The organism is Paraglaciecola marina (assembly GCF_004360155.1).
GTDB lineage: Bacteria > Pseudomonadota > Gammaproteobacteria > Enterobacterales > Alteromonadaceae > Paraglaciecola > Paraglaciecola marina.
The window spans coordinates 643,333-669,464 of sequence record NZ_SAIS01000001.1; the positions used below are offsets into that span (position 1 = coordinate 643,333).

The 26,132-nt window shown below is 38.6% G+C and carries 22 protein-coding genes; 17 read left to right on the forward strand and 5 right to left on the reverse strand.

The window, feature by feature from the left end; translation table 11 throughout:
• Positions 1–218: 218 nt before the first annotated feature.
• Positions 219–1,619, forward strand: a complete 1,401-nt coding sequence (locus tag EOK74_RS08940) for an amidohydrolase family protein (protein WP_133469623.1) — start codon at positions 219–221, stop codon at positions 1,617–1,619.
• An 88-nt stretch (positions 1,620–1,707) separates the two neighbouring features.
• Here EOK74_RS08940 and EOK74_RS08945 read toward each other — a convergent pair whose 3' ends face one another.
• From EOK74_RS08945 to EOK74_RS08955, 3 genes are all read right to left on the reverse strand, one after another.
• Positions 1,708–4,374 carry a M14 family zinc carboxypeptidase gene (locus EOK74_RS08945; RefSeq protein WP_133469624.1) on the reverse strand — a complete coding sequence of 889 codons (2,667 nt, stop codon included), beginning with the start codon at positions 4,372–4,374 and terminating at the stop codon, positions 1,708–1,710.
• 91 nt (positions 4,375–4,465) lie between these two features.
• A complete protein-coding gene (locus EOK74_RS08950) occupies positions 4,466–5,917 on the reverse strand; it encodes an ATP-grasp domain-containing protein (protein ID WP_133469625.1) in 1,452 nt (483 codons plus the stop codon).
• Positions 5,917–6,849 (reverse strand): ATP-grasp domain-containing protein, encoded by a 933-nt coding sequence (locus EOK74_RS08955; protein ID WP_133469626.1) that lies wholly within the window; start codon positions 6,847–6,849, stop codon positions 5,917–5,919. Before EOK74_RS08955 ends, EOK74_RS08950 begins: the two co-directional genes overlap by 1 nt.
• 425 nt (positions 6,850–7,274) lie before the next feature.
• Here EOK74_RS08955 and EOK74_RS08960 point away from each other — a divergent pair, with 425 nt between their 5' ends.
• From EOK74_RS08960 to EOK74_RS08975, 4 genes are all read left to right on the forward strand, one after another.
• Positions 7,275–8,366 (forward strand): M20 family metallopeptidase, encoded by a 1,092-nt coding sequence (locus tag EOK74_RS08960; RefSeq protein ID WP_239024058.1) that lies wholly within the window; start codon positions 7,275–7,277, stop codon positions 8,364–8,366.
• Positions 8,367–8,776: 410 nt separating this feature from the next.
• Positions 8,777–9,142 carry a response regulator gene (locus EOK74_RS08965; RefSeq protein WP_133469628.1) on the forward strand — a complete coding sequence of 122 codons (366 nt, stop codon included), beginning with the start codon at positions 8,777–8,779 and terminating at the stop codon, positions 9,140–9,142.
• Positions 9,139–9,720 (forward strand): chemotaxis protein CheC, encoded by a 582-nt coding sequence (locus tag EOK74_RS08970; protein WP_133469629.1) that lies wholly within the window; start codon positions 9,139–9,141, stop codon positions 9,718–9,720. Before EOK74_RS08965 ends, EOK74_RS08970 begins: the two co-directional genes overlap by 4 nt.
• A gap of 6 nt (positions 9,721–9,726) precedes the next feature.
• A complete protein-coding gene (locus tag EOK74_RS08975) occupies positions 9,727–11,010 on the forward strand; it encodes an ATP-binding protein (RefSeq protein ID WP_133469630.1) in 1,284 nt (427 codons plus the stop codon).
• Between the two features lie 36 nt (positions 11,011–11,046).
• On the opposite strand, the gene EOK74_RS08980 is transcribed toward EOK74_RS08975, so the two are convergent.
• Positions 11,047–11,580, reverse strand: coding sequence for a DUF2062 domain-containing protein (locus EOK74_RS08980; protein ID WP_166638743.1), 534 nt, complete (start codon positions 11,578–11,580; stop codon positions 11,047–11,049).
• A gap of 51 nt (positions 11,581–11,631) precedes the next feature.
• Between EOK74_RS08980 and EOK74_RS08985 the strand changes: the two genes are divergently transcribed.
• Positions 11,632–13,908, forward strand: a complete 2,277-nt coding sequence (locus EOK74_RS08985) for a DNA internalization-related competence protein ComEC/Rec2 (RefSeq protein ID WP_133469631.1) — start codon at positions 11,632–11,634, stop codon at positions 13,906–13,908.
• A gap of 48 nt (positions 13,909–13,956) precedes the next feature.
• Here EOK74_RS08985 and EOK74_RS08990 read toward each other — a convergent pair whose 3' ends face one another.
• The gene (locus EOK74_RS08990; protein WP_133469632.1) at positions 13,957–14,985 is read right to left on the reverse strand and encodes an energy transducer TonB; all 1,029 of its coding nucleotides are present in this window, start codon (positions 14,983–14,985) and stop codon (positions 13,957–13,959) included.
• A gap of 175 nt (positions 14,986–15,160) precedes the next feature.
• Between EOK74_RS08990 and msbA the strand changes: the two genes are divergently transcribed.
• The 11 genes from msbA (at position 15,161) to EOK74_RS09045 (ending at position 26,082) form a co-directional block, all read left to right on the forward strand.
• The gene (gene msbA, locus EOK74_RS08995) at positions 15,161–16,933 is read left to right on the forward strand and encodes a lipid A export permease/ATP-binding protein MsbA (RefSeq protein ID WP_133469633.1); all 1,773 of its coding nucleotides are present in this window, start codon (positions 15,161–15,163) and stop codon (positions 16,931–16,933) included.
• On the forward strand, positions 16,930–17,937 hold the full coding sequence (lpxK, locus tag EOK74_RS09000; RefSeq protein WP_133469634.1) for a tetraacyldisaccharide 4'-kinase: 1,008 nt from the start codon (positions 16,930–16,932) through the stop codon (positions 17,935–17,937). The genes msbA and lpxK overlap by 4 nt, the downstream gene beginning before the upstream one ends.
• A 10-nt stretch (positions 17,938–17,947) precedes the next feature.
• Complete coding sequence (locus tag EOK74_RS09005; protein ID WP_133469635.1) at positions 17,948–18,145, forward strand: Trm112 family protein; 198 nt, start codon at positions 17,948–17,950, stop codon at positions 18,143–18,145.
• 48 nt (positions 18,146–18,193) lie between these two features.
• Positions 18,194–18,955 carry a 3-deoxy-manno-octulosonate cytidylyltransferase gene (gene kdsB, locus EOK74_RS09010; protein ID WP_133469636.1) on the forward strand — a complete coding sequence of 254 codons (762 nt, stop codon included), beginning with the start codon at positions 18,194–18,196 and terminating at the stop codon, positions 18,953–18,955.
• A gap of 2 nt (positions 18,956–18,957) precedes the next feature.
• Entirely contained in the window at positions 18,958–19,620 is a 663-nt protein-coding gene (locus EOK74_RS09015) for an SDR family oxidoreductase (RefSeq protein WP_133469637.1), read from the forward strand.
• Positions 19,621–19,936: 316 nt separating this feature from the next.
• Complete coding sequence (locus EOK74_RS09020; protein ID WP_239024059.1) at positions 19,937–20,554, forward strand: ANTAR domain-containing response regulator; 618 nt, start codon at positions 19,937–19,939, stop codon at positions 20,552–20,554.
• Between the two features lie 14 nt (positions 20,555–20,568).
• Entirely contained in the window at positions 20,569–21,654 is a 1,086-nt protein-coding gene (locus EOK74_RS09025) for a CmpA/NrtA family ABC transporter substrate-binding protein (RefSeq protein ID WP_133469639.1), read from the forward strand.
• Positions 21,655–21,841: 187 nt separating this feature from the next.
• Entirely contained in the window at positions 21,842–22,117 is a 276-nt protein-coding gene (locus EOK74_RS21030) for a serine/threonine protein kinase (protein WP_239024060.1), read from the forward strand.
• A gap of 605 nt (positions 22,118–22,722) precedes the next feature.
• Positions 22,723–24,147, forward strand: coding sequence for a CmpA/NrtA family ABC transporter substrate-binding protein (locus EOK74_RS09035; protein WP_133469640.1), 1,425 nt, complete (start codon positions 22,723–22,725; stop codon positions 24,145–24,147).
• Positions 24,148–24,221: 74 nt separating this feature from the next.
• Positions 24,222–25,187 (forward strand): ABC transporter permease, encoded by a 966-nt coding sequence (locus tag EOK74_RS09040; protein ID WP_239024071.1) that lies wholly within the window; start codon positions 24,222–24,224, stop codon positions 25,185–25,187.
• Positions 25,188–25,221: 34 nt separating this feature from the next.
• On the forward strand, positions 25,222–26,082 hold the full coding sequence (locus EOK74_RS09045; protein ID WP_133469642.1) for an ABC transporter ATP-binding protein: 861 nt from the start codon (positions 25,222–25,224) through the stop codon (positions 26,080–26,082).
• The last annotated feature ends 50 nt before the right edge of the window (positions 26,083–26,132 follow it).

Here is a 26,132-nt window from a genome sequence, read left to right on the forward strand (position 1 = left end):
ACCTTATATTTAAAGGTGGTTGACTGGGTTTTAGTTTTGATTCATGCATTAACATTGTGCAATTAGTTCACTTCGCCCCAAAAGTACCCAATTATTTTTGTGCTTATAAATGAGCTTTGCCTCTTGAGGGATATTCGATATAGTCATATTGTTAGCCTGATCAAATTAAGTCGTTAGCATGTAAATATGGCTTCGTTGTGACCTCCAAGGAATATTTCTTGAATTACCTTATTAAAAATGCGACTGGGATCTTAGCGTCATCGACAGTTAGAACTATAAATCAGTTTCAATCTGAATCAGAAAATCCTCCGTCTGACATACGTGTAAGCCAAGGTCTGATTAGCGAAATAGGTCGGGGGTTAGAGTTAATTAATAATGAGACCTTAATTGATGCTACTAATTGCGTTATCTATCCTGGGCTAATAAACACTCATCATCACCTAGCTCAAAGTGTATTAAAAGGTATTCCAGCAGGGTTAAATTCGGGTTTAGGTGATTGGTTAGCAGCGGTCCCTTACCGGTTTTGGCCTAACATAGATGCGCAACTTATGTATGACACTGCAACATTGGGGCTGGCTGAGTTATTACGCTCTGGTGCTACAACCTGCTGTGACCATCATTATTTATATCATGAATCTGTGAGCCCTGAAATTGAAGAGGCTGTTTGGCAGGCTGCGAGCGATATTGGTATGCGTTTAGTTTTGTGCCGAGGAGGAGCAACATCTATTGGGAGTCACAAAGGCTTAAAAGGAGGGGGTATTCAGCCCGAAACAGTAGAGCAAATGATAAACCGTTTAGATGATAGCCGGTCACGCTATCATCAAGCAGATGCCAACGCTATGCGGCGTTTAGTCGTGGCTCCCACTAGTTTAATTCATAGTACTAAAGCTGAAGATTTAAAAGCATTGGTAGCATATGCTAGAAGCCATAGTTTAAAAATGCACTCTCATTTGTTAGAAGTAGACTTTGATGAACACCAATCACACATGTTACACAGTAAGTCAGCGGTGCAATATGCTGAGGAATGTGGTTGGTTGGGAGAAGATGTATGGTTTGCACACTTAGTTAAGGCTTCAACGCAAGATATTGACTTATTAGCTAAAACTAGTACGAGTATTAGTCATTGCCCTACTTCTAACTGTCGTCTTGGTAGTGGTGTAGCGCCTGTGATTGCCATGGAAAACTCAGGAATGAATATCACCTTAGGCGTGGATGGCTCTGCTTCTGCTGAAAATGCCTCTATGATCCAAGAACTAAACTTAGCTTGGTTGTTACATAGAAGTATTCATGGCCCCGAGGCTACAAGTGCAGAGCAAATAGTAAAGTGGGGCAGCCAAAACGCAGCAAAGCTTTTAGGTTTAGACGCTATTGGAGAGTTAAAGGTTGGTAAAGTCGCTGACTTAGTTTTGTTTGATATGAGTCACTATCGATACTGGGGCAATCATAGCCAGATCTTAGCCCCCGTTATCGCTGGTGAGCCTGTAGTAGTAAAAACATTATTAGTTAATGGTAGAGTGATTCTAGACAGCGAGGAAATTAAAGGTATTGATCTAGATAAAACTCAGAGCAGTTTGATTCAAGGTTTAACTAGGTTAAAGCAAAAGGTTGGTAATTTTTAAAGGTTAAAATAACTTTCAAGATGATGAGTGATGTCTCCCTCTTTAACTAGAGTTAATTTTGTTAAAGAGGGACGGGAAGATGAACTATTTAGCTATCTAAATAGCTTTCTAAATCATCGCCTTGTTGGTTATCAACATCTTCAGGATCAATTTCTATCACAGGAATAGTTTGATCTACACTAAAATGCACACAACTTGATTGAGAAAAGTTTGGTACGTTATCATAACTAAATACTGAATAGTATTTAGGTTTGTTAGGGTTACCAAAACTGTCATAGGTGTATTCATCTGGACCACCGTATAATTTCACCCCATCAAAGGGAGAGCGTGGCGGATGAAAGCAGTTTCTCACTACAAATGAGCCTACAAAATCAGGATCTTTAGGGTTATCCCAAAGGATTTTAACTTTGTTGTTTTCAATTTTGGTACGAATGTTCGTAGGTGACTCTAGAGGCGTTTTCTTGCGCTCAATATACTCTACTACCAATTTTGGTTGTAAGTTTTCAGTAGGACTATTTACCCATTCAACTAGTTCATCTTGACCATCTCTAAAGCCTGAAGTTGCTCTTATTAGGAAAAATGCTTGGGCATTATGCTCATAAAGGCTCTCTAACTCACCTCGGCTATAACTATCAAAATCAAAATAGTGGGTCTTTTTATTGCGTAGCTCTGCATTACTCACTTCATAACCAATATATTGAATACTCTCCCTTTGTTTCATGCTCTCGAAACTGAGTTCTTCAAAATCAGCCAATTCAACTGTAAAACGAATATCTTTTTTAGGGCCAAGAGAATTGTGATTAGATAACTGTAAGTAGGCATTGGTAATCACAGTGCGTTTAGGGTCTGGCATTGAGTGCATAGCAAACGCAAGTTGGCCGTATATTTTGTTGCCATCTTTATCATATCCAGTTTGTAATTTTCCGGTTACGTTACCTTCAGCCATTATAGTATTGATACTGGTAGGCGATATCTCAACTTTATTAGCTTGTCGGGTATAGATAATTTCGAGGTTAGGCCGGTAATGGATACCCGAACCAAAGCGGCCATAGCCAATATCAAACTGCATCATTTGAGAGTCTGCGCCGTTAGGGAGCGTGGTTGGCCCATCGATACGCATCAATACTTTTCCAGTTTTTAGCTGTTCTTGCAAAATAGCGCGCTCTTTACCGTTTAAAGGCCAATCACTCCAAACACCCTGAGTCACTCTATCTGATTCTATTGTTTGCCCAGAATGAATGACAGTAGCGTTAGCAATGTCATTGTAATCTCTAATATTAGGTACACTGGACGCGTCTAAGAATGAGATGCCCCATTCACCATAGCCTTCTAATTTTGCACTGACTCGGTTCATTGGATATAAAGAGAAACACGCCTCTTTAATTTCTGCGTCATCTGGCAATCTATCTAGGGAAAATTCGATTACCCCATAACACGCCCCTCGAGATTTATTTACACCAATAAAAAGCGAGTTTAATCCAAAGTGTTCATGGTTTTTTTCTTGGGTATACTGACCCACGTAACCAATTTGGTTGGCTGGCGGAAACAGAGTTTTGCTAAACTGCTCGTGGGCCAATAAAGTTCTAATTTTTACTTCAGGGGCGTAGGGGCCTTTTATTTTGGTCTCTAAGGAGACACTACGAATTTTATAAAAATATAATTGCCCACTTTTAAGCTGTATATCACTGAAGCTTAAGGACTTAGTGATACCTACTAAATTATCATCGGTACAGGGGCTTTTATGATGGGTATTTCGATAGATCTCAAAATACACATTTGCATCTTCTGGGGATTCCCACTCTAGCGTAATACTATTCTCGGTTACTTCAGACATATTGAAGTTATCGGGTCTACTAGGTGCAAGGTCAGAGTAATTAACTGCAGAGCGCAGAGCATGAACCAGGGCTGGAATGTTTTCGTTAACACTTTCAGACATGTTTTCCATATAGTCTGGAATATTTTTGGTGCCAACTTCCACTACAGTGGCTAATATGCCCTTGCTGTAATAATACTCGCGGCCACTGCCATTGATTAGGTTTGTGGGGGGCTTCCCTCTATGAATCCCATATTTTCTGCCGGTCACTTTTTCAATTTCAAATGCCATGTTGGCACAAAGGGTATTTAGATCTGTGGTGTCGATTTCAGCTTCGTGATCAAATTTATGGGCGGGGAAAAACACATTCCCTTGGGAGTGGTAATCTAGAGAAACAGTAATGTTGCCATGATCCGCCACAAAATCTCTTATAGCTTGGGTTTCTGGCTCTGAAAACGCACTAGGGCCACCATAAATATTCGATGATGGGTCGCTTCTTTCTTTAAATCTCACCCCGAAGTTTCGATTAAGATCGACACCATAGGTGCCATCGCCGTTATTACGGCGGTTTTTTCGCCAAAAGGAAAAATGGGTGCGGGAATACTCAAAACCATCAGGATTTAAACAGGGCACTATATAAAGGGTATTTCGGGTTAATGCATCTTGTAACTTAGGGTTAAACTGATAGTTATCGATTATATATTTGATAAAGCTATTGGCTAATTCTATGCCTATCCATTCACGGGCGTGAATAGTTCCTGTGTATAACAGTGCAGGTTTTTTGTCGGCATTGTGTACGTCAAGACTGATGGTCGCCAACATAATAGGGCGTCCTTCCCATGTTTCACCGATGCTTTTAACTTTTATTAAGTCAGGGTAATCCCGGGCTGCATCGTCTAAAAACTCCATGGTTTCTTTGTACGAAAAATACTGTTTTTTCATCTTTTCTCTTAACTATTATCGAGTAATGTTTAGCCTATAGGCGCCATTAGCCTCATAGGCGCAAATTAATGCGCCAATACTAGTTCCATAATTATTGAGGCGATGAGTGAATGTATTCTTGCCATGTTTCCAATATGCTGATTACTTTCTTCTCACCAATATTTTTTACTTTGTAAAACTCACTACCATCACTTTGTAATGCTTGGTGAATCGTTGGTAAATCTAATGTTTCAAATATTAGTGAAACCTGTTGTTTACCAAAGCCCTTAATACTACCAAAAAATTCGGCGAATGCCTCAGCACTAAGCTCAACAGTTTCTACATTTTGATCATTTTTTACTATTTCTGGCGATTCTTCTGCTTCGTCGGTTACTTTTATAGTCGCAGCTTCAGATGCGTCCAAGGTTTCTGCAACTTGAGGTGCTGAAACTGTGGCCGCTGTATCGCCTTTGTTTTTTAAATAATTGTCTTGGCGGTTCCAAATATCACTCGGCCATTCTTCGGCAGTCATGGCTGTGGTTGCTAATATTGGGTAATTGTCATCACTGATTTCAGTGAATAGCTCTCCACCATCACAGCTTGGCATGACTTGTTTACCAAAGGTTATATTCCGCATTGTGCGCAAAACATTGGAACTCATTTTGCTCAACTCTTCCCAATTAAATAATGGAATATAGGGCAGCTTGAATTGACCATTAGAAAACTTCCACATCAGGTATTGGCCAATCCAATCCCTAATGTAAGGAAATGCCGCAAATGCTGTGGCACACTCAAGAATTCTGTACTTACCGTCCACACCAACCGCAACGTCGCAAGCCCAATATTCAGCTTTTGCCGCTTTAGATACTTTAACCGATAAGTCTAAAACTTCTTGGGGTACAGCTTGGTAATCCATTGAGCCACCTTGGCTGGTATTGGTTAACCATTCACCTTCAGGTGGTCGACGCCAAAAGGCGCACACTGGCTTGTGGCCAATAAGCATAACGCGAATGTCTGCTGCCATAGGCACGAAATCTTGTAAATAAACGGGGTAATATTTTTTTTCATCAAGTAAACTTCGTGCTTCTTTGTAACTATCTACTTTATGTACAAAGTAGCCCCCATAGTTTGACGGACCATAGGACTTCTTGATTATTTTCGGAAACTTAGTTTGTTTTAAAAACTCGTCTGCTTCTTGTTTTTCATAAAAGATGCGGGTTTTTGGAATAGGGATGTCGTATTTTTCACAAAATAGTGTCACATTTTCTTTAGATTTGTTTGAAAACTGAGTGTCGAGTGAGGGCACAAATTGTACATCAGGCAATGCATTACTAATTTCTCTAAATGTCTCATAGGCTGTGGCTGGTACATTTCCTATCAAAACATTAATTTTTTTACGTTTAACTTCATTGATAAACCGCTGCTTGTCATTTCGCCAATGGTAGGTGACGGTTTCAATTTTGTCAGGCCAGCCTTTAAAGTTAGATTTGTCGAAAAATCTTAATACGTGATCTAAGTATAATAGGCCTATTTTTGGTAATGGAGATTTCGCATTTTTTTTCATTACTGTTTCTCTTCTACAATTCGTTCAATTAAATTAACAATTTTATTGATTTTAAGGGCGTTAAAATCTAATCCTAATTTTTCTTGTTCTGGTGTAGCAAATGCTGGAATACCATTGACCTCCAACACAACATATTCTTCTGTATCTAAGTCATATAAGAGGTCTACGCCAGCAATTTCTAGTCCTGATACTTTTGCAGCTTTGATAGCTAATTCAATGATAGCGTCATCAGGTTGACGTAATATGACAGAGCCCCCACTAGTGATATTAGTTTTCCAATCATCCTCAGGGGCACTGCGGCCGTAACACCCTACAAATTCTCCATCTACAATATCTATGCGGTAGTCGGTTTTGTCGTAATTGATGAATTTTTCCAAATAAAAATGTTTCATATCCATTCTATTTAGAAAAGGAATAAGAATGTCTAAAGAGCGCTCATCTTCTATCTTAACTATACCATTTCCACCCCAGCCATCTGTGGGTTTGTAGACTACTTGTCCCTGCCATTCACGTACTGTATTTTTTAATAACTGAATGTCTATGTGGTTTATTAAACGGTAATCTGCTGTTCGAATTCCTGCTCTGTTTAACATGTGAGCGGTTAGAAATTTATCTTCTGTTAGCGCAAAAGCGTCATAATTATTTATGGTTGGTACAGAGCGGCTAAGGGCATTATACAAGTATACTTGATAGGCTGTTTGACCACCTGCATTATATGAGAAAAATGCTGAAAGCTCTTCCATGCAAATTCCATTGCAGACGATCTCACCGCCGTGAGCTGAGGCATTAGCCATATCTAGGCTAGGTATGGTTTTTATGTTTTTTTGGCTTAAAAGGTCGATTATTTGCCTTTGAATTTCATTCCCACCACTATTTTGGTACATCCACATACCTATGGTCGGCTCTAACCCAGAACTTGTATTCGAATGCATAAAAAATTTCTCCATTAAACTGAATAGGGCCCAGTTACACTATAAAATTGGTGTAGTTATACACCGCTCATTTCTGATATTTACAAATGTGGACAGCAATTTTAACGCCAATAGCTAATAAGAGTTGCAACTTTAGTATTATATTGACAAATTGAGACAGAGAAGGTCCAACGACTAATATACTATTTTAAATCGATTATAACTCAATAACTTAAGTCAAATTATATTCATTTTAAATAGCAGACGCACCAAAGCTGAACTGATATTAGTTGGTATTGTATCTTGTTGGTGCGTAAAACAGTGGCACTAGGAACATATAGATAACTAAGCCTTAGATATTCAATACTATGGCACCATAAAGATCTTGGTATTTCAATTGCTATATAGGATTACATTCATGTTTATTAACTATGGTTGGAGTTACTTTGAACTTTACTGAACTAGCACAAATTATAAATCTTAATTCTTATACTAAAAATAAACCGGGTGTCGATGAAAATGGAAAAATTTTTAGTGCATGGATGGAGACTTTAGGCTTTGAGACTGAAGTATTTGCTCGAGAGCATATTGGTGATCACTTGTTATTTACGTCTCCAGTCGTAGCAGGTAAAAAACGTGTTTTACTATTAGGGCATTTAGATACTGTGTTTCCTCCGGGAACTTTCACTGACTTTTCTGAAGATGCCGAATGGGTATATGGGCCTGGTGTATGTGATATGAAAGGGGGCAATGTAGTTGCTCTTGAGGCCTTGCGTAATGTTAAAGCACAACAAGGTGAAATTGCTAATATAGACATGTTGTTAGTAAGTGATGAAGAAAGTGGTAGTGACGATAGTAAATATTTGAGCGCTGAGCTGGGCAAAAATTATGATATTTGCTTAGTTTTTGAGGCTGCTGGTGTCGATCATGAAGTGGTCATTGCAAGAAAAGGCGTAGGAACCTTTTTTATTAACCTTGAAGGAAAAGCGGCCCATGCTGGTAACCATTATGTGGATGGGTGTAATGCAAATTTGGCTGCGGCCCATATGATTATTGCATTGACTGAGCTGACTAACTTGGCAGAAGGGACAACGGTTAACGCTGGTAAAATGAGTGGTGGTATTGGCGCTAATACAATTTCTCCTAAAGCGGAAATCATAGTAGAGACTCGTTATACCCAAAAGGTAGAAAAAGAACGCTTGTTAGCCAGCCTAGAAGAAATATGTGCAAATCCAGCCGTAAAAGGTGTAACTGCGACATTATCGGGTGGTATTCAGAGGGATGTGATGCAAAGTTCACCCAATCAAATGACGCTATTGGCACAAATTGCAAGTATTTTAGGGTATCCCCTGAAGACTGAAAAACGAGGTGGGGTAAGTGACGCTAATATAGTATCGTCGGTTGGCGTAGCTACTTTGGATGGCTTTGGTCCCTTTGGAGATGGTGACCATACCATTACTGAGCGTGCAAGTAAGGCTAGTTTTTCAAGGCGTATAGATGAGGTGACTAAAATATTATTAGATTTTAATGCTGGCTAATATATTAACGGTTTAGCTCCAATCGCAGGATATCTGTCGCTGTACTGGATAGTGTGAACAAGGTGTTTATGATATCTATAAAATAACCATTCCAAGAAATAAGTATCACCTATATCGTTTGATATATTATTTTTTATGGGTAGGCCCAATTCCATTTTTATGTTGGCAAACAGCTAAGCCATTCCTATTTGGCAGCTGTACTGGTTCATATTAAACAGGTTGTTTTTTTAGCCTAGATTATTCCTATTGAATTGTTTTGCTTTGAATTAAACATAGTAATAATTCAGGTTTTTGTGTGATATTTGACCAGTTAGACCGCATTTTCCATAAATTAGTGAGCGTTTACCGGTTTGTTCTACTATTAATTAAATACCTTTAATTAATAGTTTAAAACTTAACAGGAAAAAGTAATGGCGATACCTGTAACTATTGCAGACGATTCTGCGCTTTCTCGCAAAAATGTTCGACGTGCAATCCCAGAAGATTGGGATGTCACTATATCTGAGGCGACCAATGGGCAAGAGGCCATTGACGCTGTAGAGGCAGGCTTAGCTGATATCTTATTTTTAGACCTCACAATGCCTGTGTTAGATGGGTTTGATGTACTTCGTTATGTCAAAGGTAATCATCAAAAAACCGTAGTTATTGTGATTAGTGCTGATATACAACCAAAATCAGTAGAGCTCGTAAATTCTTTAGGAGCATTTCGTTTTTTACAAAAGCCATTAAAAGCTGAGGAGTTAAAACAGACGTTGCATGAAGTAGGTTTACTATGAAAGATTTATTATTAACAGAAGACCAGCGAGATGCCTTGCAAGAAATGATGAATATTTCAATGGGGCAAGCAGCAAAATCATTAGCACAGTTAATTGATGTTCAAATAACCTTATCGATTCCGACAATTAATGAAGCTAGTCCAGATGATCTAGTTGAGATATTAAATCATAGTGATGACACTTGGTATGCTAGGCAGTCTTTTCTAGGGCAAATTAAAGGTGAAGTTCTCTCTTTAATAAGTAAAGAGGGTTGTGATGCCATGGCTGAATTAATGGATTATGATAAACCTTTGTGTGACGCGCAAACCCAAGAGTTAATTTTAGAGTTAACAAATATATTATCTGGTGCATGCTTGAGTGGTTTATCAAGCCAGCTAGAATTAAAATCCAACCTAAATATGCCGACTTTATTTAACTCCTTAACAAATGGAAAACCCAATTATAATTGGGCTACTGTATTATTAGTTGAAGTATGTTTTAGCATTGAAAGTTTTAGTTTTAACGCAAGGGTGGTTATTTGCCTAGAAGAAAACTCAATTGTTGCTTTGAAGGCTAGTCTAGATGCCTTATTAAGTTGATTCAGAATGCACAAACCTGAATTATTAGAAAGTCTGTTACGTAAGTTACCTATGGGCGCTTGCATGGTAGATAAAGAGTACCGCATTGTTTTTTTAAATGACTTTTTTGCTGACCGAATGGATTGTGATGAAAAGGACGTGCTTGGAAAGTCTTTGTTGGAACTTTTTCCTGATCAAGCTAGGTTTTTAAAAAAGAAAATTAATAGTGTTTTTATTTTAAAAAATGAAACCTTTTCTTACTGGGAGCAACGCCCACATATATTCAATTTTTTGAGTTCACGCCCTGTGACTGGTGAAGAGTCCTTGATGTTTCAAAATATGGAAGTATTACCTCTAATGGATGATAGCCATGAGGTACTTTATGCATGTATTACTATTCAAGATGTAACAGCGCAAGCCAGTTATTACAATGATTTATCTAAAGTAGCTGATGAGTTGGAGTTAGAGCATAAAGCTCAAGCGAGTCTTATTAGTAAGTTGAAAGATACGCAAAGCCAGTTAGTTCACTCCGAAAAGATGGCTTCTATTGGTCAATTGGCTGCTGGTGTAGCTCATGAAATTAATAGTCCAATAGGATTTGTATACTCAAATATTGAAATCCTCCAAGATTACATTGGAAAGCTCGTAAAAATCACCCAGTTTTCAGATAAATTGATAGATAAAATTGGTCAGGAACTTCATCTTAAATTAAAAAAGGACTTCTTTGAGCGCCACGAGTTTGATTATATAAAAGAAGATGTGGTCGATTTGGTGGAGGAATCCTTAGATGGTGCCAAGCGCGTCAAAGCTATAGTAGAAAGTTTAAAGGAGTTCTCCCATGCAGATGCTAAACATTGGACAGAAAGCAGCTTAATTGATGGAATTGAGAGCACTCTAAAAATAGTCAGTAGTCAGTTTGAGTCTAATGTCACATTGCATAAAGATTATGAAAAAGGCTTAACTCCTTTATTTTGTATGGGAATGCAGTTAAATCAGGTTTTTATGAACTTGCTTGTAAACGCAGCTCATGCGGTAGGTGAAAATGGTTCAATTTTTATTAAAGTGTTTAGTGAGGGCGAGTTTCAAAAAGTTAGTGTAAGAGACACTGGTATTGGAATTGACGCAAAAAACTTATCAAAAATATTCGACCCATTTTTTACAACAAAGCCGGTTGGCAGAGGTACTGGGTTAGGTTTATCGCTTTCTTATAATATTATTAAAAACCATAACGGTAATATTGATGTTAAGAGTTCGGTAGGAGAGGGGACCGAGTTCATTGTTAGCATTCCAATTAAACATGCCAAAGAATAAATACCTTTGGCTTTGTTTAATAATTATTCTTAAAAGTTAAAGACCTTCTGAATCACGTTTCTTTTTGCGTTTTCGCTGCTGCCAAGCATTGGATACTGATAATCTCCAAAAATAATTAAATGTAAAATATCCCACTGTACTAAAAAATACCGAGCATATAAGACAACCCACTAAAAAGGCTGGCCCAATGGTTTCCATACTTTGCATTACCCAGTGCCAACTTAGCTCAAAAGTAAACTCTTGAGTTGTGGTACCTAGTGCCGTTGCTCCTATCAGATACGCGCCATAAAAAATAGGAGGCATGGTGAAGGGGTTAGTTATCCATACTGTGGCCACAGATAGCGGTAAATTAACGCGCAAAGGGATGGCCATCCCTGCAGATAACCACATTTGAAATGGCAATGGAATAAAAGCAAAAAACAACCCCACAGCCACGGCTCCCGCTGCTGAACGTCTGTTTAAATGCCATAAATTTGGATCATGTAATAATGTCCCAAAGATAGACAGTACCTTATGTTCTTTTATTTTTTGCGGGCTAGGCAAAAATCGCTTAATAAACTTTTTCAGAATTATTCTCTATACTTATTTTAGTCAAGCAATGGAAGGCGTGATGCACCTACTATGGACAGTAAACTTTTCAGTTTTATTGCAGCTGCAATATCTAGCCTCATTTGGACTAATTTACCTTCCATTTTTAGCATTATTTTACTTCTTGGTGCCAGTTTTCTATTCGCTAAACAATTTATTCATTTAGCTTATTTCTTAATTGGCATTGTCTGGATGGCGAGTGTAGGCCATTGGCAATACTCTTTGCAACTGTCATCAGAGCAGACCTCTGAATCAATTGTTGTTGTAGGTGAAATTACCACCTTAATTCATAAGCGACAAGAAGTACGTTTTACTCTTAAAGTAACACAAATTAACACTAACAAGCTTTCCTTCTCTCGGAATATTCGAGTGAGTTGGCGTCAGCCGTCTTGGTTAGTGCAGCAAGGTCAAATAGTTAAACTAGAAGTGAAACTCAAACCCCCTCATGGGTTAGCTAACGAAGCTGGGTTTAATTATCGGCAGTGGTTATTCAGCAAAGGAATAATCGCCACAGGGTACGTTAAAGAAACGAGTGACAATGAGTTATTGCAAAATGTAATTACTAGCCGTCAAGCCTTGTTAAATAAGCTACTTAATTTAGAGCTAGATAATATTTCTTGGATAAGCGCTTTAACTGTGGGGTATAGAGGGTTATTACAACAAAAAGATTGGTTGCTGGTTCAACAATCAGGGATAGCGCATTTAATTGCTATATCTGGACTACATCTAGCTATGGTGGCGAGTGCAAGTTATTTTATATTTTCCTGGGCCGCAGCTGTTATTGTCAGTCGAATATATAGGCTACACCAGCTTAATTTACATATTGTGGCTATGACTTTGACAATATTGACTACTTTTGGTTACTCATCTTTAGCCGGGTTTGGTTTACCGACACTTAGAGCTTGGCTGATGCTAAGTATTGCGGCTTTATTAATTGCAAATAATAAAAACATAAAGATTTATAGGCAATTACTGATTGGAATTAGTGTATTTTTAATTCTGTTTCCACTGAGTATATATGGCTTAAGTTTTTGGCTAAGTTATACAGCCGTCGTTATCATTTGTTTAGTATTTTGGCGTTGGCCAATTACAAAAGCAGGCTTTTCAATTACAACCGCATTTTCAAGTATGTTGCGGGTGCAACTTTGTTTAACTTTTTTAATGTTACCTATTGTTGCGTGGCAATTTTCTTATGTCTCGATTGTTTCACCTCTTGTTAATTTAATCGCGGTTCCTTTGGTTACTTTATGTTTGTTACCGCTTTGTTTATTGGCGACATTGTTGCTCTGGATATACCCAGACTTGGCAATTTTGTTATTCAGGTGGGTTGATTATTTAATTGGGTTAAGCTTAGATGCTTTAAACAATCTTGTAATATTTCCATGGGCGTCAATAGATTTAGCTGCCATGCCTTTTGTGGTTTGGGGGCTGGTGTTTATTGCCTTGGTTTTGTTGCTCTTACCCAATTTTGGTGTGCCTAAAAAATGTCTAGTATTGCTGTTTTTACCCTTTCTTAGTTTTTTATTGCAAAGTCGTGATACAAACTGGAAATTAGATATTTTAGATGTAGGGCAGGGAACATCTGTATTGATTACTAAAAATCATAAAGCGATAATTTATGATGTTGGTGCGAGTTACCCTAGTGGTTTTAATATGGCAGACAGCGTGTTACTTCCCATTCTAAAGTCTAAGGGTATTAAAGAGGTTGATATTGTCATTGTTAGTCATGGTGATAATGACCACGCTGGGAGTTTACCGTTTTTGCTTAAAGGTGTCGTTGTAACTAAGCTTATGACCACAGCAGACTTATGCCGAGAAGGTTCTCAATTTAACTGGCAAGGTTTGAATATTGAAGTGTTTTGGCCAGATGATCCCATCAAGTACGATGACAATAATAGTTCTTGCGTGGTCAAAATTTCTGATCAAACCCATTCTGTATTATTACCTGGAGATATTGATAAAACTATAGAGTATGTCCTAGTTGAAAAATATGCAGAAAACCTTAAAGCGGATATTTTGTTAGCTCCTCACCATGGTAGCAATACATCTTCCTCGACTGCATTTATTGAAGCGGTTAACCCTCGATTTGTGATTTTTAGTCAAGGGTTTATGAATCGCTGGCAATTTCCTCGCAAAGAGGTAATTGAAAGATACCAGACAGTATTTCTGCAAGAACAAATTCCACTTCAGGGGATTTATGCTACATCAGAAACAGGGCAAGTATCTTTCAGCTTGCCCTTTGATTCATTGGGCCCAATTCAAGTGAAAACCTACAGGCAAGACATTTATCCCTATTGGTATGCCAATTAGTAAAGCCTTTACATATAAAATGTAATGGCTTCTTAAATTGCTGTTCCCCTAAATGGAAGTTTCAATTATATCGAAAGTTGTACCTACGTCCCCCTGAATTAACAAGATACATTCATTCGCTTGTGATGGTATCTCCATTTCATTTTGCCAGTTACTCGCATATTTTTGTTGGAATTGGTTGCATCTCAACTCTACCGAATCAATATTGCCGTTGGTCAGCTTGATCTGAAATTTTGGTATTTTGTGATCATAAGACCAAGCACCTAAATGAGTTAGTTTTCCTTTTATAACTTTTACTGATTCAGAGGCCATTTTATCTTTAAGTAAATCTAAAAACTCGGCTTGTGTTTGCTCTGACAGGTTAAGGCCTTCAGCATTTCCGATGCGAGCAAGGGTTTGTTTTGCTTCAGAAAAGTAACCGAAATAAAGCTGGGATTCAAACAGGTTTACCGAAGATTTAGCGAGTATTGCTATGGGTAAGTATTGATATAGGTCAACCGTGATTTGAGATTGGCGCATATATTCGAGGAAATCTTGGTTTTTATAATAATAAATTGATTTTAACCATGCTGCGAGAGCGTGCTCATTTAGGTTTTTAGTATGATCATCTACTAATTTATCTATCAATAGGTTTATGTCAGACATATTTACTGAAGAGTTGGCAAGCGAGTCCATGATTAGTTGGTATTCTCTAGCAAATGCAGGCGTTACACTTGCTTCGCTGTGTCCTGCTTCTGAATAGGTGTGGGTAATGAACATATTTTTAGCACTGCTAACTGGATTGTCGTTTGCTCGTGCAGGCGCATATTTTAGATTCTTTATGTATCTAATTGTTTTAGTGGTGTATCTGTCTTTTCCTGAATTATCAAAAACGACTATATCTCGAGTATTACCTTCTTTATCTATAATGAAAGAAACTTTTGCCCACCCTTCCATTCCGCCTCGTGAGGTGAATGCTTCCTCCGTTTGGTTATCGTTATCAATTACTTTAGCGGCTATGAATGGCTTGGTATTTCCAAATGAATAGGTACTTAATATCAATAATGTAATGCCTAGCGAAATTTTAACTTTCTTCAAGTTTTCTCCCTAAATTGAATTTACTAAACTGGTTAAATAGTACCACTGTTAAATTAACTAGGACTAATCTATAACATATATTAGTTAATTATTAGTGACTGATTATTTGGGGATTATCGTTCTACCAGTTACACTAGTCTCGTTTTCCTAATTGAGTTCAAATAATTACATTTTCATGAGTAAAAACAAACCCGCAAACCCTGACTTAACTTCTAGCGTATTTAAGCGCTTTCGTGGCTACCTTAAAAATTTCAAACTTGCCTTTCTTTTTGCAGTCCTTGGGATGATTGGCTATTCCGTTATTGACGTTTTGGTCGTAGCGCAATTAAAGCCTATAGTAGATGATAGTTTAGGCAATGGTGATTACGGGTATTTACGTTTAGCTGCATTTTTTATTGTGCCAATTTTTGTATTGCGTGGCATATGCAATTTTTTGGGGACCTATACAGTGGCATGGATAGGTAATCATGTGGTGATGAAAATGCGCCAAGAGTTGTTTAGTCGATATACTCATTTGCCCGTAGAGTTTCATGATACTAATGCAACGGGGCAACTTATATCTAAAGTAACCTACGACACTGAACAAGTTAAAGTTGCCGCCGCTAAAGCATTGTTAACTCTTGTACGTGATGGGGCCTTTGTTGTGGGCTTATTGATTGCGATGTTTTATTACTCATGGCAATTATCGTTAATTTTTGTACTTATCGGCCCTTTGGTGGCTGTGATTGTTTCTGTGGTGAGTAAACGTTTTAGAAAGGTAAGTAAAAAGATTCAAGAAGTGATGGGAGATTTAACTTCTTCTGTAGAACAGGTGATTAAAGGCCATAAAGTGGTATTGATGTTTGGCGGCCAAGATTTAGAGGCTAGGCGGTTCGCCAGTAAGAATAATTACAATCGTCAACAGAACATGAAGCTGATTGTCGCTAGGATTTTAAGTGTTTCGTCAATTCAAGTTATTGCCTCTATCGCCCTCGCTGTTGTTTTGTATGTAGCTAGCTTCCCTAATTTGGTTGAGTCTTTAACTCCTGGGGTATTTGTTAGTGTAGTAGTCTTCATGACTATGTTGCTTAAGCCTTTAAAGCAGCTCACTACAGTAAACAGTGAATTTCAAAAAGGTATGACAGCTTGTGTCAGTATTTTTGAAGTATTAGACCAGCAGCCTGAGTTAGATAATGGAACTACTTTGGTTGAGAGAGTGGCTGGAAATATTACTTTTAAAGACGTCACATTTAGCTATCCCGGTAAGGATACAGCAGCGCTTCAAGATATTACTTTTTCGGTGAAGTCTGGTGAAACCTGCGCTTTAGTTGGCCGTTCAGGTAGTGGTAAATCGACTATTTCGAGCTTATTGACACGCTTTTACAATCATCAGTATGGGGATATATTAATTGATGATTTGCCGATACAGGAATTGCCACTTAAAAGTCTACGCAAACAATTTGCTTTAGTTTCGCAACATGTGGTGTTATTTAACGATACCATAGCGAACAATATTGCTTATGGGTCTGAGGGAGTCGTTAGTCGTGAGCAAATCCTTGCTGCCGCTAAAACCGCACATATATTGGAGTTTGTAGATGAATTACCTGATGGTTTAGATACCATGGTAGGTGAAAACGGCTTTATGTTGTCCGGAGGTCAACGTCAACGTTTAGCCATAGCTAGGGCTTTGTTATTGGATGCGCCTATTTTAATTTTAGATGAAGCAACCTCAGCTTTAGATACTGAGTCTGAACGATTAATTCAAGATGCCTTAGAGATGCTACAAAAAGATCGTACCAGCATAGTGGTAGCTCATCGTTTATCAACCATAGAGAACGCCGATACCATTTTAGTTATTGAAGGAGGCAAAATATTCGAGCAGGGTACGCATAAAAGCTTAATGGCTCTTAATGGTCATTACTCTCAATTATATCAAATGCAATTTAGTGAGGAGCCAAAGGAAGCGTGAGTTTCATTGATAAACTTTGGTACTCACCTAGTTGGTATCATTGGCCTTTCATAATATTACTTCTGCCACTAACTCTGTTGTTTTGGGGAGTGTCTGCCAGTAGAAGATTTGCTTTTAATACAGGAGTGAAAAAGTCAACATCTGTAGCCGCTCCGGTAATTGTCGTAGGTAACATTAGTGTGGGTGGTAATGGAAAAACGCCTTTAGTTGTCTATTTAGCAAAACGCTTGAGACAAGAAGGTTATCATCCTGGGGTGCTCAGTCGCGGGTATGGTGCAAAACAAACTTCTTTTCCTCATTTTGTCACTGCTTCATGTACAGCCCATCAAGTGGGTGATGAGCCGGTATTAATGCGCCAACATATAAATTGCCCTTTGGTGATAGATCCCATTCGCGCTAGGGGGGCCAATAAATTAGTTGATGATCACAAATGTAACGTGATTATTTGTGATGACGGCCTACAACACTACGCCCTAGTTCGAGACATTGAAATTGTGGTTATGGACGGGCAACGTCTTACGGGTAACGGCTGCTTGCTGCCATCTGGTCCTCTACGTGAAGGGCTGTGGCGCTTGAAATCAGTAGATTTTGTGGTCTTAAATGGCGGCTTAGCAAACAATGGTGAGTATTTAATGGCGCTAGAATCGGGCCGTTTGGTGAATGTCAGTAATCCAAATAAGAGTTTATCGATACATGATATCAGCCAAGATGTCACTGCCATTGCAGCAATTGGTAATCCACAGCGATTTTTTACAATGTTAGAGCAAAAGCAGGTTAAACTTAAAACCTGTACCAGTTTTGTGGACCACCATCAATTTACCGTAAAAGACATACCAAGTGGCACTGTGATAATGACAGAGAAAGATGCTGTAAAGTGCCGAGAGTTCGCACATAAGGATTGTTGGTATTTACCGGTTAATGCTCATTTACCACAACAGTTTGATACAAAACTTATTCAAAATTTAAAACAAGTTTCAGAGAACAAAAAGAGACTCTCTAAATAAAGGACCCTTTATGGCTTTTGATAAAAAACTATTAGAAATATTGGCGTGCCCTGCATGCAAAGGCAAGTTAATATACCAGCCTAATAATAATCAGTTGATCTGTAAGTTTGATAGGTTGGTTTTTCCCATTCGTGAAAATATTCCGGTGTTGCTAGAATCTGAAGCGAAAGAAGTCTCAAGTGATGAACTAGAACAACTCTTAAAATAGTCTTTACCTTTTATTGTAAATACAACAAACAAGTAACGAGACAACTCTATGCAATTCAGTGTCATTATTCCTGCTAGATATGCTTCAAGCAGATTCCCTGGTAAACCTCTGGTAAAAATAAAGGGCAAGCCAATGGTTCAGCATGTTTATGAAAGAGCAATTGAATCAGGTGCGAGTAATGTTGTGGTTGCTACAGATGATGTGCGCATAGCTAATACTGTAGAGGCGTTTGGTGGTAAATACTGCATGACAGGTGAACACCATGAATCAGGTACTGAAAGGTTAGCTGAAGTTGTTGAGCTGCAGAATATGTTATCCCATGAAATAGTTGTCAATGTACAAGGGGATGAGCCTTTTATACCGGCAGAAAATATTCAACAAGTGGCTGAAAACCTGCATCAACATCAGCTAGCAGAAATGGCTACATTGGCTGTGAAGATTACAGATGTAGAAGAGGCTTTTAATCCAAATACAGTTAAAGTTGTTATGGATAAGCTTGGTTATGCAATGTATTTTTCTCGCTCGACTATACCCTATGATAGAGCGCGATTTTTAGATGCTGATTCTATTGATGAAATTGGTGATTTTTATTTTAGGCACATTGGGATCTATGCTTATCGGGCCGGGTTCATTAAGCAATACATTAATATGTCTCCCTCTGGGATAGAGCAGATTGAATCATTAGAGCAGCTACGAGTGTTATGGCATGGTGAAAAAATTCATGTTGAAGAAGCAAAAGTAACTCCACCAACAGGAATCGACACCCCTGAAGACTTAAACCGTTTATTGCAAGTCATTGACAAGGATTGAATATGTTAAATGTGGTGATCACTGGCGCAAATAGGGGCATTGGCTTAGCCTTAGCAAAGCAGTATCTAGCCAAGGGACACAAGGTATATGCTCTTTGCAGAAATAGTAGTGATGAATTAAATCAAACTAAAGCCATCGTCATTGATAATGTTGATGTGGCTAATATTGATTCATTACAATATAGCCTAGAGAAAGTTTCTACTATCAGTATTGATATTTTAATTAATAATGCTGGAGTGTTAGCTGATGAAAGTTTGAATAATATGTCGGCAATTACCATTGACTATCAATTCCGGGTTAACGCTTTGGGACCAATATTGGTGACACAAATACTAAAAGATCAATTAGGTAGTGGGGCTAAGGTTGCCTTGATTACTAGCCGGATGGGGTCTGTTGCTGATAATACATCAGGTGGTCGTTATGGTTACCGTATGTCAAAGGCTGCCTTAAATAGCGCAGGAGTTTCATTAGCCCATGACTTAAAACCCTTTGGTGTTGCAGTGGCACTTTTACACCCCGGATATGTGCAGACTGAGATGGTTAACCATAATGGTGATATTTCGGCTAACCAATCAGCAAGCCGTTTAATGCAAAGAATAGATGAGCTAAACCTAGACAATTCTGGAACATTTTGGCATGCAAATGGAGAAGTATTACCTTGGTAGTGACTCATTTTGAGAGAGTTAGCGCAAGTATCAGTATACAATTTATCACTTGTTACCTTAATTGTAGTTTCAGCTTTAACATCTAGTTACCCGTTCCTCCTAATAAGTGACAGATAGTTTTAAATTACCCACCTCAATTGTTAATATTTTATTAATTCCTGTGCCGATTTGGTGCGATTGCACTTTTTTGGTTTTAGAACTAAGTGCTTAAAGCTATTTAGCCCTATAAATACAAGAGCTAAATTAATTTTTAAATTGGCTCATGAATTGCTATTCCATTGGTATAAGATTTTACCGTCAAGGTTGGAGTATCAACTTGCGACATAATGTTTTAACTAATGACAAACAGGTAGGGACACCATTGCTACGTATCTTGTTGATTGATGATGATCAACAGCGTGCAGACTCTATTACATCTGTTTTAAACAACTCAAGATATAAAGTTATTCATTTGGCGAGCCCAGATATGGCTTTATTAAAACAAGTAGACGACATTAAGCCAGATATAATCGTAATTGATATTGAATCCCCTAGTCGAGATATATTGGATAGCTTAAGTACCATTTCTCACTACAACCCCAAACCCGTTGTAATGTTTTCAGCACAAGAAGATACCAATACTATTAATCAATCTATTGCATCTGGTGTTAGTGCATACGTGGTGGGGGATCTAGAGCCAGAAAGGGTTAAGCCTATTTTAGATGCGGCAGTTGCGCGTTTTCGTGAATACCAGAAGATAAAGACTGAGTTAAGTGATACCAAGCAACAACTAGCATCACGAAATACAATTGATCAAGCAAAGCGGTTGTTAATGAAGAAAAAGAAACTGTCTGAAGACGAGGCATTTAAAGCCATGCGAAAAACTGCCATGGATACAGGTCAAAAGTTGGATGATGTAGCCAAAACATTAATTTCTTTGCTCGATAATTTTTAAGGTTTTTATTTATAATGATTACACCCGAACAAACTAACTTAACATTGGGCTTTATCCCGCTAACCGACTCAGCTCCCCTCATTGTTGCTAAAAATATGGGGTTCTTTGAGCAATGGGGTCTAGATGTTAAATTACAAAAACAAAATTCTTGGTCAACCTTAAGAGATAAGCTACATGCAGGTCTGTTAGATGCGGCTCAAATGTTAGCCCCCATGCCTTTGGCTAGCTCTTTAGGGTTGCGCTGTACGCCCACAAAAGTTATTACCCCTCTAGTCCTTAGCTTAAATGGTAACGCAATAACGTTATCCGAAAAGCTACATCAAGAAGTATTAAAAGATAATGGGCTATCCGAAGTAACCTTACCTTTAGCTGCCTATTTGTTGCAACAAGTTATCAGTGTTAGAAAGCAGCAAAAAAGGCCTAAACTTAAGTTTGGTACGGTATTCCCCTATAGCTGTCACTATTATCAGTTAAAAGACTGGCTTGCTTCTGCGAATATTACGGAGCTTGATGTAGAGATCATGGTTGTACCTCCTGTCAATATGGTGGGTTTTTTGGAAAGTGGTGAAATAGATGGCTGTTGTGTAGGAGGTCCGTGGAACGCTAAAGCGGTAAGGGCGGGCATTGGACTAACGGCTTTAACATCATTTGATATCTGGCAGGACTCTCCAGAAAAAGTGTTAGGTCTATTGGATAGTTGGCAAAAAAAGAATCCAAACACTGTTTTGGCATTAAGCGCTGCATTAAAGCAAGCGTGTAATTGGCTAGAAACAATTCCTAATAGGTTTGAGGCTGCACGACTTTTGAGTGCGGAACAGTATCTGGATGCTTCGACTGATGTTATTGCCCCCTCTTTAATAGGTAGTTGTTTGACTCATGTAAACCTACCTCCCAGGGCAATTCCATCCTACAACCAGTTCTCAAAAGCAAATAATGGCTCTATTAATGTTCCAGAATATATTCGCGGAGAATGGTTACTAAGCCAAATGGAAAAGGCGGGACAATTATCGGGAGTAGAGGTGCCAAATGACTTGGTTAAAAATGTTTTTAGACCAGATATATATCAACAAATGCGTTTACATTTAGAGGATATCTCTTAATAAGACCTATTTAGTTTAGCGGGCTTTTTAAGGGAGGAGTAGGTAGGGCAACATATAAAGCATTCAAATGTGATGGGAGTTTATAAACGCAAGAACATGCTAGATAACCCAAAGCCAAGTTTAGAGCAGGTGCGTACAATCATAAGTCAACTCATAACTGCTCTAAGGGGTTTTACAGCGTAAAGATATGGTACACAGAGACGTTAAACCAGAAAATGTTATGGTCACCCACCAAGGTGAAGTTAAATTAATCGACTTTGGATCCGTATTAGTAAAAGTACTGGCAGAGACTAATTCGTTACCTGTAGAAAAAGTTGAGGTTGGGGCAGTACATTATATTGCCCCAGAGTATTTGCTTAAACATAGTAGTTCCCATCAAAGTGACATGTATTCTGTGGCCATGGTGATCTACGAAATGTTAACCGGGAAATTACCCTTTAAAGCGTTTAAATATCAAGACTAGATCTCAGTATCGTATAATGAATGGGTGTATCAGTCCCTTAATAAATATCGAACTGATTTACCGCCATGGCTCGATTTAACCTTACGTAAAGCATTACAGCCTAACCCAGAGTTACGCTATTAAGTTTACTCTAAGCTTTTACAGGACTTGTCGCTGCCAAATAAAGGCATGTTGCTAGCAGTGGCAAAGCACCCTTTATTGGAACGTGACCCTTTGTTGTTTTATAAAGCGTTATGTATCGTTCAGTTAGTGGTGATTTGCATCTTGTTGGCTTTTTAGTAACAAAATGTAGCACTTGATGGGTGCACCAATGCACCTGTTTGGTATATCTATCAAATATTTAAACTTGTGGCTTAATTTTAAGTTATTGAAATTACTGAGTTTTTAAAGTTGGCATCATTGATGCTAGTCTGTGTGTATACGGTACTTAAATACTTAAAATATTAACCGTTATATAATTAGAAGCGTTCAGCGCTCTAAAAAATTTATTTGTAATCTTTGTTGCGACGACGCAAAAAAGATTACATGGCAATGTAGCCCGCAAAGACTTTCCATGTCCTGGAGTCTCTGCGGGTTTTTTTTTTGGAAAAAATTCGGAGTCGGTAATGGCAAGTCTTAAAGTTTTAAGTTCATTAAAATCAGCGGTTAAAGTACTTCGGGTTGGTGCAGTGTCTGCTGTGCTTACTGGGTCTTTAGTCAGTAATATAGCGTCAGCAGAAAAATTAGGCTGGCCTGAAAAAGAAGAATTGAAGTTTGGTTTTATTAAATTAACAGATATGGCACCACTGGCCGTAGCTTATGAGAAAGGTTACTTTGAAGATGAAGGTTTGTACGTCACCATCGAAGCACAAGCTAATTGGAAAGTACTATTAGACCGTGTAATTGACGGCCAATTAGATGGTGCTCATATGTTGGCTGGTCAACCACTTGGTGCGACCATCGGTTATGGTACTAAAGCAGACATCATTACTGCGTTTAGTATGGACTTAAACGGTAATGCCATCACTGTTTCTAACGATATTTGGAAAGAGATGAAGAAGCATGTGCCACACGAAGATGGTAAGCCGGTTCATCCTATTAAAGCCGACGCTTTGAAACCTGTAGTTGATGACTTTAAAAGCAAAGGTAAACCTTTCAACATGGGAATGGTGTTCCCAGTATCTACTCATAATTATGAACTACGTTATTGGTTAGCGGCGGGTGGAATACACCCTGGTTACTATGCGTCACTGGAGGGGGCTGTTAAAGGGATCAGTACTGATACGAAAGGGCTCTTAGATGCTGACGCTTTGTTATCGGTTACACCGCCACCACAAATGCCGGCTACTATGGAAGCGGGAACAATATACGGATATTGCGTAGGTGAACCATGGAACCAGCAGGCAGTATTTAAAGGTATTGGTGTGCCAGTGGTAACCGATTACGAAATTTGGAAGGACAATCCTGAAAAAGTCTTTGGTGTGAGTAAAACTTGGGCCGAAAAATATCCTAACACTCACATTCGTGTAGTTAAGGCTATGATCAGAGCAGCTATGTGGTTAGATGAAAACAACAATGCTAACCGCCCAGAAGCCGTAAAAATATTGTCTAAAAGCCAGTATGTTGGTGCAGATTACGAAGTCATTGCAAACAGCATGACAGGTACTTTTGAATATGAAAAAGGCGACAAACGTTCTGTTCCTGATTTCAACGTATTCTTCCGTTATAACGCTACCTATCCTTTCTATAGTGATGCTATTTGGTACTTAACTCAAATGCGTAGATGGGGACAAATCTCTGAGCCTAAGTCTGATGAGTGGTACAAAGATATTGCTAAGCAAGTTTATCGCCCTGATATTTATGCTCAAGCGGCTAAGTCTTTGATTGCTGAGGGTAAGGCAAAGGCTTCAGAATTCCCAGAGTTTGCTACAGAGTCTGGTTTCAAACCTGCTCAGAAACACTTTATTGACAACATAGTATACGACGGTACTCAACCTAATGCCTATTTAGAAAAATTTACTATCGGGCTGAAAAGCGATAGCAAAATCTAAGTGGTTTTTTATGTAGGCGAGAAGAGTCTCGCCTACGAGGAGTGTTAAAAATGTTTAAACAACAAGCGGTTCCCATGATTTTTAGTCAAGTAAAACAAATTCGTATTCCTTCTATCAATAACATTTTGAGGGCTGCAGCTTTACCTCTCATTGGTTTAGTTATATTTCTTGGTTTGTGGAGTGTGATGGCTAAAAATATCGATACTTCTTTGGGGCAGTTTCCTGGGCCTATAGCTGTATGGGAACAGGCGACGACCTTAATTGACGAGCATAACGCACAAATGGATAAAGCTGATGTGTTTTACACCCGTCAAGAAGAGCGAAATGCAGCTAGGGTAGCGCAAGACCCAACGTACGAGCCAAAAATTAGGGCCTTTACAGGGGCGCCTACATTCTTTGAGCAAATATGGACCAGTTTATATACGGTCTTAGTTGGGTTTGTAGTTGCGTCTTTGATTGCAATACCAATCGGAATTATTTGTGGCTTGAGTAAAAATGCTTATACCGCCATTAATCCGCTTATTCAGTTGTTTAAACCTGTATCTCCTTTGGCTTGGTTACCACTTGTTACTATGGTGGTCAGTGCTGTCTATGTCACTTCAGATCCTATGTTTTCAAAGTCATTTATCACCTCAGCTGTAACTGTATCTTTATGCTGTTTATGGCCGACCTTGATAAATACGGCTGTGGGTGTATCTAGCATAGAGTCAGATTTGATAAATGTGAGTAAAGTCTTACGTTTAAATGCTTTATCTCATGTTACCAAGATTGTACTTCCATCTTCTATACCGGCTATTTTTACCGGTCTTAGACTATCCTTAGGGATAGGTTGGATGGTACTTATTGCCGCAGAAATGTTGGCTCAAAACCCAGGGTTGGGAAAATTTGTTTGGGATGAATTCCAAAACGGAAGCTCAGAATCACTAGCTCGTATTATGGTTGCGGTTCTTACCATAGGTGTGATTGGTTTTATTTTAGACAGACTAATGTTGATGCTACAGAAACAAGTTAGTTGGGACAAAAGCGCTGTACTGCGTTAATTCCAGTCACTACAAACGATTTTAAGGAAAGGTTATGAGTAATAAACATCATTTAGAACTAACTCAAGTAGGCATTGATTTTCCTACTCCTAAAGGGCCATTTACTGCTCTTCAAAATGTAAATTTACGTATTGATAAGGGCGAGTTTATTTCATTAATTGGACACTCAGGCTGCGGTAAATCTACGGTATTGAATATTGTGGCTGGCTTGTACCAAGCTACCAATGGCGGTGTGATTTTAGACAATCAAGAAGTGAATGAACCTGGTCCAGAGCGGGCTGTAGTATTTCAAAATCATTCATTATTACCTTGGTTAAGTGCCTATAAAAATGTGGAGTTAGCGGTAAAGCAAACCCCAAATGGACGCTCTAAGAAAGAAATGAAAGAGTGGGTTGAGCATAACCTAGAGTTGGTTCATATGAGTCATGCAGCAGATAAGCTACCCGCAGAAATTTCTGGGGGGATGAAGCAAAGGGTAGGGATCGCTAGAGCATTAGCTATGGAGCCCAAAGTCTTATTAATGGATGAACCATTTGGCGCTTTGGATGCTTTGACTCGTGCTCACTTACAAGACTCGGTTATGGAAATTCATGCTGAACTAGGTAACACAGTTATTATGATCACCCATGATGTAGATGAGGCTGTGTTGTTATCAGACCGGATAGTGATGATGACCAACGGTCCTGCAGCTACTATTGGTGAAATATTGCCTATTGAATTAGCTCGCCCAAGGAACCGGATTGAATTGGCTGATAATCCTGAATACAACCATTACCGCCATGAAGTGCTGAAATTTTTGTATGAAAAACAACGTAAAGTTGAATCAGTTGATGAACACCGTAAAAAATTAGCTAAGCATAATAAAGCTAGTTCCAAGGGAGCCAGCGTAGCTTAAATAAAGTCTATATTAATCAGCTATATAGATTTAAATCTTGTTAAATAATT